The sequence below is a fragment of the Paenibacillus terrisolis genome, from assembly GCF_056171975.1.
On the sequence record NZ_JBKFGG010000001.1, the window covers coordinates 300364 to 316059 of the forward strand.

The 15696-nt window shown below is 53.6% G+C and carries 8 protein-coding genes and 1 riboswitch; of the genes, 1 reads left to right on the forward strand and 7 read right to left on the reverse strand.

Annotated features, from left to right (window positions below):
* Positions 1–462 precede the first annotated feature (462 nt).
* Together sdaAA and sdaAB are read right to left on the reverse strand one after the other, a co-directional pair.
* The gene (gene sdaAA, locus ACI48K_RS01400) at positions 463–1344 is read right to left on the reverse strand and encodes an L-serine ammonia-lyase, iron-sulfur-dependent, subunit alpha (RefSeq protein ID WP_475025770.1); all 882 of its coding nucleotides are present in this window, start codon (positions 1342–1344) and stop codon (positions 463–465) included.
* Positions 1345–1402: 58 nt separating this feature from the next.
* A complete protein-coding gene (gene sdaAB / locus ACI48K_RS01405) occupies positions 1403–2068 on the reverse strand; it encodes an L-serine ammonia-lyase, iron-sulfur-dependent subunit beta (protein ID WP_475025771.1) in 666 nt (221 codons plus the stop codon).
* Between the two features lie 209 nt (positions 2069–2277).
* A riboswitch (glycine riboswitch) is annotated at positions 2278–2388 on the reverse strand.
* 570 nt (positions 2389–2958) lie between these two features.
* Between sdaAB and ACI48K_RS01410 the strand changes: the two genes are divergently transcribed.
* Entirely contained in the window at positions 2959–8466 is a 5508-nt protein-coding gene (locus tag ACI48K_RS01410) for a S8 family serine peptidase (RefSeq protein WP_475025772.1), read from the forward strand.
* Positions 8467–8547: 81 nt separating this feature from the next.
* On the opposite strand, the gene ACI48K_RS01415 is transcribed toward ACI48K_RS01410, so the two are convergent.
* The 5 genes from ACI48K_RS01415 to ACI48K_RS01435 form a co-directional block, all read right to left on the reverse strand.
* Positions 8548–9171: a hypothetical protein gene (locus ACI48K_RS01415; protein WP_475025773.1), complete on the reverse strand. Its 624-nt coding sequence runs from the start codon at positions 9169–9171 to the stop codon at positions 8548–8550.
* Positions 9172–9517: 346 nt separating this feature from the next.
* On the reverse strand, positions 9518–10564 hold the full coding sequence (locus tag ACI48K_RS01420; protein WP_475026042.1) for an ABC transporter ATP-binding protein: 1047 nt from the start codon (positions 10562–10564) through the stop codon (positions 9518–9520).
* A gap of 17 nt (positions 10565–10581) precedes the next feature.
* Positions 10582–11382, reverse strand: a complete 801-nt coding sequence (locus tag ACI48K_RS01425) for an ABC transporter permease (RefSeq protein ID WP_475025774.1) — start codon at positions 11380–11382, stop codon at positions 10582–10584.
* Positions 11379–12155, reverse strand: coding sequence for an ABC transporter permease (locus ACI48K_RS01430; RefSeq protein WP_475025775.1), 777 nt, complete (start codon positions 12153–12155; stop codon positions 11379–11381). Before ACI48K_RS01430 ends, ACI48K_RS01425 begins: the two co-directional genes overlap by 4 nt.
* A gap of 1790 nt (positions 12156–13945) precedes the next feature.
* Positions 13946–15583: an ABC transporter substrate-binding protein gene (locus ACI48K_RS01435; RefSeq protein ID WP_475025777.1), complete on the reverse strand. Its 1638-nt coding sequence runs from the start codon at positions 15581–15583 to the stop codon at positions 13946–13948.
* Positions 15584–15696: the final 113 nt, after the last annotated feature.

The following is a 15696-nucleotide window of genomic DNA, read 5'->3' on the forward strand; positions in this document are numbered from 1 at the left end:
CCGGGAATTTCGGCGAACGCTTCGCCTTGGACGAAACATCTCGCACACTTTCCTAGCAGGCTTCACATTTGTTCCACTTATTTTTTGAAAGCGCGCAAAAAAAGCCGCCGAAGCTTTCTCGGCAGCTCGAATTTAATTTGTTCAATAATTAGGCTCAGCCTAGAAATCAGACTCGACGACTGATCAATGAAGAAGCGTCGTCCTGTTTCGTCTAACGAACTGTAGCGCACTTATTTGCCTCCAAAGGCAGAAATTTAAGTTCTAACGGACCCAGGAAGCCTTATTTGTCCCAAAACAGCCCCAAATGCGCGTTTTGAGGTCAAATAAGGACTGTGCGGTCCGTTACATTCCTAAAGTACACGATTTCACCGAAATAACGGCATTTCGATTCGTTAGAAGGTTGACGTTCGCTGCATCTTCCAGTTAAGCACCACTTTCGGATTGGGCCATTATTCACGAATCCTATTTCTTGCGGTCCCGCAGCTCTTTCATGATTTTGCGGCCCGTTGGCGTTTGGGCCAGGCCGCCTTGAGCGGTCTCCCGATGCTGGCTTGGCATCGCCGAGCCTACCTCGAGCATCACGTCGATCACTTCGTCGGACGGGATCGCGCTGCGCACGCCGGCGAGCGCCATATCGGACGCCGCGAGCGCGTTAACTGCACCGAAGCCGTTGCGTACGATGCACGGAATTTCAACCAAACCGCCGACCGGATCGCAGATCAAGCCCAGCGTGTTCTTGAGGGCCAGCCCGACCGCATGCACGGCCTGCTCCGGCGTTCCTCCGCGCAGCTCGACCATCGCTCCGGCGGCCATGCCGATCGCAGAACCGATTTCCGCCTGGCAGCCCCCTTCCGCTCCGGAGATAAACGAATTGTTGGCGATGACGTACCCGATCGCTCCCGCGCAAAACAGCCCGCGCACCAGATATTCGTCGTCCCAGCCAAACCGTTCCTGCGCGCTGACGAACACCCCCGGAATGATGCCGCAAGAGCCGGCCGTTGGCGTAGCTACGATACGGCCCATCGAAGCGTTGACCTCTGAGACGGCCAGCGCGTAAGCCATGGCCTGACAAGCGATATCGCCCGCCGATGGCTCGCTGCTATGGCGATATTCCTCCACTTTTTTCGCATCGCCGCCCGTCAGTCCGCTCGTCGAGGTGATATTTTCGGTGAGCCCTTTATGCACGGCCGATTTCATGATTTGGTAATATTCCGTCATCGCGGCCATGATTTCCGCTTCCGATTGTCCGCTCTCCTCGGCTTGATCCTGCAGCATGATCCGCGAAATGGTTTTGTTCTCCTTGGCGCACAATTCAATGAGCTCCTGCAAATTGCGAAAACGCATGATGAACCGCTCCTTATGTCATTTTTATGGAAGTTCTTTGTCCGGTAATCCTTCGGAATTACGTCAGATTGATGGGAGAAACCCGGCTCACATGGGGCAGTGCCTCGATAGCTTCGATTAAATCCGCGGGGATGGCATTGTCCGCCTCGACCACCGTCAGCGCCTCGGCCGTTCTTCCTTTCCGGTCGGTAATAATATAGCCGATGTTCGCATTCCCTTTGCTGAACAAGGCCGTGATACCGGCCAGAACGCCCTGGCGGTCGGCATGGGCGATGACCAGCGTCGGCAATTCTCCCGAGCATTTGACTTCGAATCCGTTGATATTCCGGATGACAATGGTACCACCGCCTATGGAGGCTCCCGTCACTTCGATTTTCCGGCCGCCGGCCGACAGCGTAATTTTCACGGTATTCGGATGCACTCCCGGCGCCACTCCGGTTGAGAAGCGAATTTGCAAGCCCTCGGCCTCCGCCATGTCGATCGAAACGCGAATGCGCTCGTCATCCGTTTTGTAGTCCATGATGCCGCCAACGATGGCCAAATCCGTACCATGCCCTTTATAAGTTTCGGCAAAAGAACCATAAAAGCAAATATCCGCTTCTTGAGGCATCTCCCCCAGCAATTGCCGCGCAAAGCGTCCGATTCTGGCCGCCCCCGCCGTATGGGAGCTGGAAGGACCAATCATGGCCGGCCCGATAATGGAAAACACATTTTTAAATCTCATCTTTGATCTCTCCCGCTTGCTATTATTCCACAAATCGCTTTATTTCTTAAGTATTGCCACAACTCGCAGCCAAAGCGCCCTTTCGTAAGCAAAGAAAAGGACAGGAAAAGGCTCGCTGCCCTTTCTCTGTCCCCGTTACCTGAAAGTTTAATGCCCCGCCTATCCGGACATGTACCCCTTTGGTGGCTGAAACGCTCTCTCCAGAGTGGCGTCGGATCATGGTCCTTGTACCTGAGAGATTCATTGCCGATTTGCAGCATCGGCGGGTTTGCTCCTTCGGTGCCGCCCCGGGAAGGGACGGGCTCTCCCATGATCGTCATTCGCAAATGTAAGTTTGTCATAAATGTAAAATGAAAAAATGTTTATGTCAATATATCTGACACAGGTTTTTGTTCATTTCAACCCCGAAATTAGTATTTTCTTCCCATTTTCTTATGAAAATATGCGTATTTTTTATAAATTGCTACTTGTGCATATTTTTTTGCGATATTATACTGTCCATAACAAACCATTATTTACCTAAAATTAGGGATGCTGGAATTTACTTCTTGCATCATGTCAGCTTTCCTGAACATCATCGGAGATTTCCAACATGAACCATCGACCTTCCACTACATCTCGTTCTGACGAGCCACCTTTCATACCAACGATCTTCATCACTTCGAACCTCCGCCGGCCTTATCGGCATGACCGTCATCCGTTACTCAACATTCACTTATAAGATGTCAGAAACCTTCCCCCTGAAAGGAGGTGATTCGCGAACAAGCACAGCGATTCGAAATCTTCCCGTCGATTCGCCAAAACGTCCCCGGACTTACGAAAAGGTTTCCGGGTAACACCACAAGAGGATACGACAATAACCACAAAACCAAGTAAAGGGAGTGGAAAAGTTGATTAACCTCAAGGGATTCCGCAAACAATTTTCGCTAAGTATGGCCATCCTTCTGATGCTTACTACCGTGCCCACAGCCTTCGCCGCCGACAGCGCTGGCGCCTCAGGCAAAATCAACCTGAAAACCAGCTCCCCTCAATTGGCCGAGGCGAAAATCGACGCCAAACTGAACGCGCAGTTCAAACAGGATGATTACGTTACTTATCTCGTCAAGTTAAAAGAGCAAACCGACACCGAAGCGGTGTCCAAACTGGCTCTGCAAAAAGCCGCTCTGCAAAAAGCCACTCCTTCGGCCGCCAAACTTTCGGCGCGGACTTCGGTAGTCAGCGCGCTGCGCGAGACAGCGTCACGCACACAATTCTCTCTGGACAGCTTCCTGCAAAAAGCGCAAAAAGCCGGCGAGGTAAAAGACTACAAAAGCTACTTTATCGTAAATGCCATGGCGGTGACAAGTACAAAAGATGTGCTGGAGCAAATCGCTTTACTGCCTGAGGTAGAAAAAATTCTGCCGAACGAAGAGCGGTTCCTGCAAAAAGTAGAGGTAGACAAATCCGCGGCTTCACCTTCGACAGCAGCACCGGCTGTGGATACGCAGGCCAAAACGCCTGCCGCTCCGGCGGTAGAACCGGCAACCGGACCAGCCGTAGACAAGCCGGATGCAAAAGATTCGGCTGCAACAGCTCCCGGCGCAGTGAAACCAAGCAGCGTCGAGTGGAACATCGCTCAGATCAACGCGCCCGAAGTTTGGGCCAAGGGCATTGACGGTACCGGGATCGTGGTCGCCAACCTCGATACGGGCGTTGATTATACCCACCCGGCGCTTCGGCAAAAATGGCGCGGGCTGGACGCATCAGGAAATATCGTCGATCCCGAACTAAGCTGGTATGATCCGCATAGCCATGCGTCGCTGCCGACCGACTCCCATGGCCACGGTACGCACACCATGGGAACCATGGTCGGTTCGGAACCCGACGGCTCGAACCAAGTCGGGGTTGCGCCGGGGGCAAAGTGGATTGCGGTACGCATCTTCAACCCGTCGACGACCGACGCCATCATCCTTGATGGCGGGCAATGGCTGCTCGCGCCGGAGGATGAGGACGGCAACCTCCATCCGGAGCTTGCTCCCGATGTCGTCAACAACTCATGGGGCGGCGGTCCGGGCATCGACGAATGGTTCCGGCCGATCGTACAAGCTTGGCGGGCTGCGCAAATCTTCCCCGAATTCTCCGCAGGCAACGTAGATGAAGACAATCCCGGCGGTCCGGGCTCGGTAGCCAATCCGGCCAACTACCCGGAAGCTTTCGCTACGGGAGCCACGGACATCAACCGCAATCTGGCCGATTTCTCCTTGCTGGGTCCTTCCCCTTACGGCGAAATCAAGCCGGAGGTATCCGCGCCGGGCGTGAATATCCGTTCTTCCGTTCCGGGCGGGGTATACGAAGGCGGCTGGAACGGCACTTCGATGGCCGGCCCGCATACGACGGCGCTTGCCGCGCTCCTGTTGCAGGCCAACCATTCGCTGACCGTGGATCAGCTGGAAGAGATCATCACCCGCACGGCGACGCCGCGAACCGACAGCACTTATCCGGAATCGCCGAATAACGGCTACGGCTACGGCATTATCAACGCGCTCGACGCCGTCGGTTCCGTGCTTGAAGGAATCGGCACCGTATCCGGCAGGGTCGTGACGGCCGGGGACGATTTTGAAGAACCGGTTATTGAGCATACGCCTCCTACGGTGGTATACCAAGGCTTTGACGTGCCGCTCACCGCGCATGTTACCGACAATGTCGCCGTAACCAGCGTTGAGTTCTACGCCAAAGAAAAAGGCACCGGCCATTATTTGTATCTCCCGGCGACGCGCACCTCGGGAACAAGCAAAGACGGTATTTATGAAACGACCGTCCCGGCGTTCCTGCTTGGCACCGCGGGCCTTGAATATTACATCCGCGTCAATGATTACGGCAACAACGGATTCGACAGCGAGCCTTATTCCGTTACGGTTTCGGCCGGCGTACAGCCCGGTTATGAGCAGGATTTTGAAACCGATACGATCGGGTTCGTCACCGGAGGAACCGGCAGCGCGTGGACATGGGGAACTCCGGTCAGCGGGCCGGGAAGTGCTTATTCCGGTCAAAAGGCGTTCGCCACCAATCTGACCGGCACCTACGCCGCCAACTCCGCTTCGTATCTGGTTGCGCCGCCGATCGACTTGACGGATAGTCCAAACGGAGCGCTGCTTACCTTTAAGCATTGGTACGATCTGGAGAGCGTCCGCGACACCGGTACGGTATACATCGCTTCGGAAGGCAGCGATTACGCCTTTGTTCCGGTGGCGTCCTTTACGGGAACGAGCGGCGGATGGAAAACGCAGTATATCGACTTGCGTCCTTTTGCCGGACAGCAGGTATTTGTGCAGTTCGCTCTAGCTTCAGACGGTTCCGTTCAAAAAGCCGGCTGGTACATCGACGATATCTCGCTGCAAGCTCCCGACACCGTGGCCCCGGCGATCCCAACCGGTTTGACGGGGAACTTGGACTTTGTCGGCAGCGCCGTTTTGTCCTGGACTCCACCTGCAGATGAAGACCTGAAGCAATACACCGTATATCGTTCGGCGGTTTCCGGCTCTGGCTATGAAGCCATCGGAACGACGGCGGCCACGACCTATACGGATACCACAACCGTTTCCGGCACGACTTACTATTACACTGTGGCGGCTAACGATTACAGCGGCAATGAGAGCGCCAAATCGAACGAGGTCTCACTTACCGCTGTTCGTCCTACCGCGGTATACAGCGACAACTTCGACGGAACCGACGACAACGGATGGACTCATTCGGGAACTCAGGATGAATGGGAACGCGGCGTTCCTTCCGCCCCGGGTCCGGCCAGCGCAGTCTCGCCGCCAAATGTATGGGGAACTGATTTGGACAATACGTATTCCAGCAACGCCAACTTCTCCCTCGTGTCTCCGGTTATTGATCTTGGTGGCGTGAGCAATGCGACGCTGTTGTTCGATCAATGGTTCGAGCTTGAAAGCGGCTATGATTACGGCTACGTCGAAATCAGCGCCGATGGCGGAGCCACCTGGACCGAGCTGGGCAAATTCTCGCACAGCACAAGCGGCAAGCAATGGAGCTCCGTCAACTATAATCTCAATAATTATGCCGGAGAACAGGTTAAAGTACGCTTCCGCGTCACCACCGACGGCAGCGTAACCAAAGCCGGCTGGTACATTGACAATGTTCAAGTGCTCAGTGCAAACTCTCCGGCGCCGACGAAAAATATTCTTGCCGAAGTAAATACACTAAAAGCCAAGTTCGTTCAAGAAAACGCTCCGTTCAAACTGATTCGCACGACCAAGGATGAATACAGCGAAGCGGTCAAGCAATCTCCGGCCAGCGGTGATGCCGGTATCAGCAGTCTTCCGGCCAGCGCGACGGTCACCGTTGTCGAAACGGGGCGCTCCGTCAAGACGGAGCCCACTACCGGAAAATACAGCTTCATCCATGTCGCCGGCGATTATACGCTGAAAGCGGAGGCTTACGGTTATTACCCGCAAACTCTGCCGGTCACGATTTCGGACAATGCGACCGTAAAGGCGAATTTCAACTTGCAGGCGATTCCGAAGGGACGCATTACAGGCACCGTTACGGATGAACGCAGCGGCGAGCCGATCGCAAACGCTACTCTTCTGGTGCTTGAAGACCCGAGCGTTGCGGCAGTTCACACCGGCGCCGACGGCAGCTACTCGCTGGAAGTACTGGAAGGGACGTATACCCTGTCCGTCGCGGCTCAGGATTACTACAGCACCAAGATTACGGTAACCGTTCCGGGCAATGGCACCGCCGAAGCTCCGGTACAGTTGAAACCGTTCGTCGGTCTGCCTGGCGAAATCGCTTATGATGACGGCAGCGCGGAAAATGCCTGGGCCTTCAATGCGGCCAACAACGCATGGGCGGTTCGCATGACGCCGGAATCCGGCGCGGCTCAGGTCACGGGCGCCTCGCTCCGCTTCTGGAATACCCAATTCCCGTCCCCTGGCGGCACGGCTTTCCAATACGCCGTATATGACGCCTCGGGTCCGGACGGATCGCCGGGCCGTCAGCTCGCCGGACCGTTCGACGGCACCGCGCTTCGGAACGACCAATGGACGACGGTATCCTTCCCTGAACCGGTAACGGTTCAAGGCGATTTCTATATCGTCTACATTCAGACTCCGGCAGGTACAAACGCTCCGGGGCTCGCCACCGATGAAGACGGTCCGAACGCCGAACGCAGCTGGCAGCGGGTCAGCGGCGTCTGGAGCCAAACGGCTCTCGAAGACGGAAACTTCATGATCCGCGCGATTGTGCAGTATCCTGTCAACGCGCCGGTGATCACTTCTCCGGCCGACGATTCTTACACCAATCAATCGAGCGTTACGGTCAAAGGGACCTCTCCGGCCAACAACGCTACCGTCAAGCTCTATAACGGTACGGAGGCCGCCGGAACCACTACGGTAACGAACGGACAGTTCAGCCTTCCTCTCGAGCTTCATCCCGGCGTCAACGAACTGAGCGCTGAAGTGCTCGTAGGCGGAAAATTAACCGACCGCTCGCTCCCGGTAAAGGTCACCCTCGACACCACCGCTCCGCAGCTTGATGTGGCAACGCCGGTGGACGGCGCATCCACGAACCTTGAAGTGCTGAACGTTACCGGTACGGCAACGGACGAATTCTTCGGGACGCTGACGGTTAACGGTCAAGCGGTTACCGTAGACAGCGGCGGTTCTTTTACAAACCGCATTCTGATCAACCCCGGAGAAAACCTGATCACCGTTACGGCCAAGGACTTGGCCGGCAACGAAACGACGATCGCCCGGACGGTACATGTCATTCAGGAGCTTCCTGAAATCACGAATCTGTTACCGGCCGAAGACGTGCACTTGACCGCCGGAAATACGCTTACGGTTTCGTTTGACAGCGCTCCGGGGCTGAGCGCTTCCTTCCGGATCGAGCTGCCTCTGTCGCTGACAGGCGGCCGCGATAACGGAATTCCGTTAACGGAAACAGTTCCGGGCCATTACCAAGGAAGCTTCACGACTCCGGCTACCCTGGTGCTTGACGGAGGTCTGATCGTCGTCAAGGTAGGCGACAATGCCGGCAACGAAACGGAAGTGGAAGCGGCCGGACGGCTGTACGTCGCCGCACCGATCGGGAATCCTCCGGGTGAGGATCCCGGCAACAACCCGCCTCCGGGAGGCGCGAATTTGGCTCCTAAGGCCATCATTCAAGCGGCCGACCGTGGACAAAAGAAACTCGCGATCGAATTCGACGGTGAATTTTCCGCGGATGAAGACGGCAGTATCGTCAGCTATGCTTGGCATTTCAGCGACGGCGAGAACGCAACCGGGCCGAAAGTGACCCATACCTTCGCCAAAGCGGGCATCTACAGCGCGGAATTGACGGTTACCGATGATAACGGTGCCGTCAACACGACGGTTCACAGAATCATCATCAAGTAAAAATCATCTCTGTAACACAAAAGGCCGGTCCTATGCGTCATGCATACGGACCGGCCTTTTAACAATAATAACGTGAACGGGCTACCTATCAACTTCTTCCACCCACTGCAATGTTGTCTTCAGCTTTTCGGCCAAAGCGGGGTCTTCCCGTTGAGCTGTGTCAAATATATACTCTTTATCTATGTTATCGATTTGTGCGGAGATTAAATAAATAGCCCACTCCTCACTGCGTTTGTCGTTCCAGTACAAGGATGCCTTCAATCGATCAAGTATCAAATCCTCGATCCCGATGACATAACAATAGCCTTCGGGTGTGGTTAATTTGATGACTTTATCTTTTGAGCCCGCCAGAGTATCACTTGGAATTTCGATCGGCATATCCAATTCTTCTACATAATAATGTCTTTGATCGGTTGTTCTTTCAAACCCCATTAGGTCGAATATCCTCCTGGCTAGGTCATCCCGTATCATAACCAAATCGATGTCGGCGGTTTTATAACTGCCTGAAGTGTACAATTCCACGGCGTGACCGCCCACAATAATCGCCGGGTCTGCGCCAACCTCATCCAGTAGAGGCGTTATAATCCCCATTGCGTACAGCTCTTTCCAAGACGCGCGCTCCGAATCAGCCCCCAATATTTTCAATTGATTTCTGGCTTCCAGCAATTTCTGCCGGAACTCCTCGCTATCCCATACGGTAGACATATCGTTCCCCCCGACTTTAACGTAGCGTCCATTCCTTCTTGTTTTTTATTTGAATTCTGCCTTCGTTCAGACTCTTTATTACACGTTTTCTAGTGCTGTGCATAAGCAGTATGATCTCGGCTTCCGAGCGGAGTTTCATCGATGCCGAGGTTTGAATGAAACGCACTCTATTGCGATTGCTGGACGTTCGAATCAACTGTGAAATATCCATTTCACGCATCTTTCCGCCACTCCTTTACATAATCTCATTTTCGTTTCATTACTTTTAAATTATCCTATTGAATCATGAAAAACAACTGGACGGCCTCATTTTATTCAAATCCTGTAACCAAGTGCAGCCCCTTGTTTACGATGCCGAGAAGCTGCGGATAACCTCCTCAAAACCGGGCTCTTCCATGGATACGTCGTCGATTTCGCCCCAACCGCTTAGTTCTCGAATAATCTCCATGGTTCCGATCTCCCTCCGGTCCGCTTCGATTATGACCGTATCCCCATCCACGCCCGTTACCCGAAATGGAATTGCGGACAAATCAACAGGACAGCCATACCCAGCCAGAGACTCCTCCTTCCCGATTCCGGCCGCCAGTTGTGCAGCATGTTCGGCAGGCATGCGGACAAAACTACGAAATTTGACGCGAAGCACCGTCGGCAAGCCAATCCTCTCCCGCAGAGACGGGATCGTTCCGTCATAGGTCAGTTCACCGTGATCGATAACCATTACACGGCCGCATAGCCGCTCGATATCGTCCATATCATGGGTTGTGAGCAGAATCGTTTTACCGAAATCTTCGTTTAATGCTTGCAAAAACTCCCTGATATTGCGTTTGGCCTGCACATCGAGGCCAATCGTTGGCTCGTCGAGGAACAACAACTCGGGATCATGCAGCATCGCGGCCGCGATATCGGCCCGCATCCGCTGGCCGAGCGACAGCTTGCGAACCGGCGTCATCCAGAACTCCCGCAGATTCAGCAGCTCGCCAAACTGCCCCAATCTTTTCTTTTTATCCGATTCGCTTACCCCGTACATCTCCGCGAAAATGTCGTAAGAATCTTTGACCGGCAAATCCCACCACAGCTGGCTGCGCTGGCCGAACACCACTCCCAGCTTCCGGACGGCTTTCCTCCGGTCCCGGTGCGGACTCAATCCTCCGACCTTTACCTCGCCGGCGGTAGGATGCAGGATTCCGGTGAGCATTTTGATCGTCGTCGACTTTCCCGCTCCATTCGGACCGATGTAACCGACAAATTCCCCGCGTTCTACCTTAAAGCTGATTCCCCGCACCGCTTCCTTAACGCGATATTCCCTCGAAAACAAGGTGCGGACTCCGGCGAACCGCCCCTCGCGGACAACTGGAGTTTTGAACTCTTTATATAAATTGTGAGCTTCAATCATCATGTTCCGTCCCCTCCTCAGCTTCCCGTACTTTGATATTTGGTCATGCCGAATTGCCAAAACCTCAGGCTGGCCGCAAGACAGATCATCGCTACTGCCGCCACGGCCGGAAGCACCCATCCTCCCAGTTCGCCGCGCAAAATAAATAGCGACGGGACATAGTTGACGAAGCCGACCGGAATGATCACCAGCAGCATCGAGGACATCCATTTCGGATACAGCGTCAGCGGATACTGCGCGGCCGTGCGGGCAGCGTCCTCCGTGAAGGTCTGCAGTTCATCGATTCGTGTCGTCCAGAAGCCAAGCGTAACGGTCGCGAGTCCGATCGAAAACAGAATGAGCGCTCCCGTGATAATAATGAACAACGTAAACGGCACTGCGGTCCAACCCACTTGACCGCCTCGCATCATCCCGCCGAGCGACCAGCAAAGGATGAAACCGCCCTGCAGCACCTCGCCGATCATAATCCGGAAGCTTTGCGGCATCAAAGCCAGCAGAACCGGCATCGGCCGGGTCAACAGCTGGTCAAGCTCCCCGTTTACCAGGTATTTTTCCAAGTGGTGCACTTCGTCGGCAAATGTACGGTATAACGTTTTGGACAGCGTCATCACCGCAAACAGGTACCCAACCTCGTACATCGACCAGCCGTGAATGGCGCCGAATTTATTCAGCACGATGGCAATCATCAGAAACTCGGAGATTTGAATCAGAGCCGCCAGGAATGAGCCGAACACAAAATTGAATTTATACTGCATCCGGCTTTTGACGCTCGTCCGAATAAGCAGCCTATATAAAGCAAGCCAGGATTTGACGGTCATCCTCCCTGCACCTCCAATTTGCGGCGGAGCAGCCGAGTAGCCAATAAACAAATTCCGGTCATGAATACACACCAAAACAGCGTCCCCCATAACGAGGATCCGCTTCCTTTGCCAAGATAGATGGTTGTTGGCACATACATGAGATAAGGATAGGGTGACATCCAGGAAAGGCGCGCCAGCCAGCCCGGCAGCCATTCGAGCGGGATAAAGAATCCGGCAAGCAGATTGATCAAAGCATGGTTTCCCCAGTACAGCCATGACGATTCCGTCGTCCACAAGGCGCTGACGCCGATCAGATAATTCATGCAGATGGATAAGTAGGCGGCTCCGGCCAGGCCCATAATGGTATACAGCCAGGTTAACCCTTGATTCGGAACATGGAGCGAAAAGACGAGTACATACAGAAGATAAATCGGAATGGATTTGTAAATCAATTGGTAGGCGATTTGGCCCCATTCTCTGGCCATCATGTGGCTGAGCAAATGAACGGGACGCATCAGGTCAAGCGCGATTTGGCCGGTCCTGACGGCTTGGGGAATGCCGAGACCGTTGGTGATGAAGCCGGAAATCCAGAGCGTGGCTTGGTTAAAGGCGATATAGCTTACCATTCCCTGCGTTCCGTAATCTCCAAGCCGGTGATTCTCTCCCAGTCCGATCCAGATGCATGCGTACATGAATCCGAACATCGCACTCGCGAGATTGTGCACCATGTGTGCGCCGCGGTACTGCAAATTGCGCGCGTAGGCTTTTGAAGCCAGCGTGAAATAAAGCATGACGATATGACACCTCCGATAAGCATATTGAACGGCGGATCCGTTCACTTCAGACAAGGCGATTTTGTGAGAAGGGCTTTATCATACCTTAATATTCCAATTCGCACAAGGAGAATTTTGGGGAGTCCGGCCGCCTAAGTGTCCGTGAAAATGTGGGCTTTTGATCCTGGAATCCGTACTTCTCTTGTTCCTTGTTCCTTGTTCCTTGTTCCTTGTGCTCCTCGCTCCATACTCTTGTTACCTATGTTCCCGCACTTCGTGTCTCCTGCCTCCGTACTCTATGCTCCAGCACCTCATATCCCGACTCCTTTCCTCCTCGCTTCGTACTCTTGTTACTATGTTCTTGAACTTCGTGTCCCCTGCCCCCGTACTCTATGCTCCAGCACCTCATATCCCGACTCCTTTCCTCCTCGCTCCGTACTCTTGTTACTATGTTCTTGAACTTCGTGTCCCCGGCCCCCGTACTCTATGCTCCAGCACCTCATATCCCGACTCCTTTCCTCCTCGCTTCGTACTCTTGTTACTATGTTCTTGAACTTCGTGTCCCCTGCCCCCGTACTCTATGCTCCAGCACCTCATATCCCGACTCCTTTCCTCCTCGCTCCATACTCTTGTTACCTATGTTCCCGCACTTCGTGTCTCCTGCCTCTATACTCTATGCTCCAGCACCTCATATCCCGACTCCTTTCCTCCTCGCTTCGTACTCTTGTTACTATGTTCTTGAACTTCGTGTCCCCTGCCCCCGTACTCTATGCTCCAGCACCTCATATCCCGACTCCTTTCCTCCTCGCTCCATACTCTTGTTACCTATGTTCCCGCACTTCGTGTCTCCTGCCTCTATACTCTATGCTCCAGCACCTCATATCCCGACTCCTTTCCTCCTCGCTTCGTACTCTTGTTACTATGTTCTTGAACTTCGTGTCCCCTGCCCCCGTACTCTATGCTCCAGCACCTCATATCCCGACTCCTTTCCTCCTCGCTCCATACTCTTGTTACCTATGTTCCCGCACTTCGTGTCTCCTGCCTCTATACTCTATGCTCCAGCACCTCATATCCCGACTCCTTTCCTTCTCGCTTCGTACTCTTGTTACTATGTTCTTGAACTTCGTGTCCCCTGCCCCCGTACTCTATGCACCAACGCCCCATGTCCCGATTCCTGTATGTCTATCCAACTAACTTAAGTTTTTATTTTTTATAAGCTGCTACCTTACTCATCCCGACACACTTAAGCTCCAGCTCTTTTTGGCTCCGCCAAAATAAATGTTGCATAATCTACAACAAATTAGCCCCCACTCGGGGCACATCAATTCATTTGTTGTAGAAAGTGCAATATTTTCCGGCATATCGGCCTGAAAGTGGGCGTAAAGCCCAAAATAGTTGCAGTAAATGCAACATTTATGCCATAAAGGCAATTCAAGGCCAAATAAGTTGTATAAAATACAACATTTTTAGACACGGCGGCTACAAGATCGCAGCATCCCTCGCAAAATGCGCTGCTTCGCCGGGATCACACCGTCTACCGCAGCTTCGCATGACCCACGCCGCCTACCGCGGCTTCGCATGGCCCACTCCGCTCGCTGCGGCTTCACCGCGACCGTCGCTCTCTGTGTTGCGACCTCACTACGCATGGCCCCCCAGAGGCAAGTGCAGCGCGAGACCCGCCGCCGTTCCCCACTCCCAGTCCAGCCTATGCCGTCAACCGGAATTCGCACAAAAAGAGTGCCCTAAAGCCATCTCCATGGCCATTAGGGCACCCTCTCTCAACCGCTACCGCCAGATCCGCACGGTTATTATTTCCACAATTCCATGCGTTCTTGGTAGTTTTTGTTGTACACTTTTTCCAGCTTCGACAATCCGGCCGAATCGACTTCCTTCATCATTTGGTTGTACAGGTTCACGAGATCCTGTTCCGAAGGAGCGAGCGCCATTTTCAGGAAGTACTCGTTGATCGTTTCGTTGACTTTGGTTTCCATGATCGCTTCCGGCGTTCCTCCCGCAGGTCCCAAGCTGTCGTAAGGCGCCGTGTCGAAGGAGGTATCGGCCAGGTTTTTGATGGCGAGATCCGTTGTCGGATCGGTGGAATAACGGCCGATCAAATCATAAGGCGTTCCGTCCGATCCCGGGCCGTTTTTGATGACCCAGGTCCATTTGCGGATACCGGTCGACCGGGAAGCTTCGTCCCAGTTTTTCTTGAAGGCGTCAATCACTTCCGGACGCGGCACATGCTTGCCGTCCTTCATGTCCCAATCCTTGCCTTCAAGTCCCCACATCATCAAATATTGGCCTTCTTCGCTGGCGAGGAAGTCGAGGAATTTGATGGTGCGAACCGGGTCTTTGTTCGTCTTGGAGATGGCCACTCCGTCCCAGCCAAGCGAGCTCTTCGGACCATAGGTCGTTTGATCGGGACCCACGCCCGGAGCCAGCACTTTATATTGATACAGCTGTCTGTCGTCCGCCGTTGCCGGATCCTTGGCTTCGGCCTTCAGCAGCGAGTTCGGATTTCCGACGTTCCAGGACGCGTCCGCCGTGGCGAAAACGGTTCCGGATGCCAGTTTTTGCTCATATTGCTTCGTTTTCATGGTGACCCACTCTTTATCAAGCAGGCCTTGCCGGTACAGCGAGTTCATATATTTCATCATGTCCAGGTACTTCGGATCGCGGACGTCCTTTTTCAGTTCGCCGTTTTCTTCATAGTACGGCATGATGCCGAACATTCCCTTGAAGGTTCCCGTTACGCCGCTCATATTTTCTCCGTTCAGCGTCATCGGGATCGTCGTTTTGCCGTCGATCGTAGGATACTTCTCTTTGAACTTGATCAGCAGGTTTTCGAATTCCTCCGCCGTGAACGGTTCGCCGTTGTTGACTTTGTCCCCTACGCCCAATTCCTTCATTAAGTCCATTCTCATCAGGAAGCCGAAAACGGGGTACTGCTCCAGGCCGTACCAGTTGGCCAAATAGTAGTTTTTACCGTCCGCGCTGCGCGTCTTTTTCAGCGTATCGCCATACATTTTCTTAATGTTCGGACCGTATTGGTCAATGAGGTCATTGAGCGGCACGACCGCGCCCGAAGCGATGTATTTGTTCATGATATCGCTGCCCCGATCAAGCATGACCACGTCAGGCAAATCGTTGCTGGCGAGCATCAGGTTCAGCTTTTCCGCCGGATTCCCCGTCGGCTGCTGAATTTCCACCGTCACGCCGGTTTTCTCTGTAATCGCTTTCGCAACCGGGTTCGTAAAAGGATCACCCGTATTTTTGTCGAACCACGTTAACGTGATCGGCGTCTTATCCTCCGCGTTTGCCGCATTTCCGGAATTTCCATCGGCCGCGGGCGCATTTCCGTTTGCCGCCGGTTTCGATCCGCCGCATCCCGCCAGCAGGGCGATGATTAACATCGAGGATACCATGAACAGCCATTTTTTCTTCATCCGTGTAACCCCTCTCTTATGCTTTTGCGCTCAAACTTCAAGCTGCATCTCAATTGTAAAAAGCGCCCTGGGGTTTATCCATAACGCATTGTTACTATTCATAGTGGAAAACG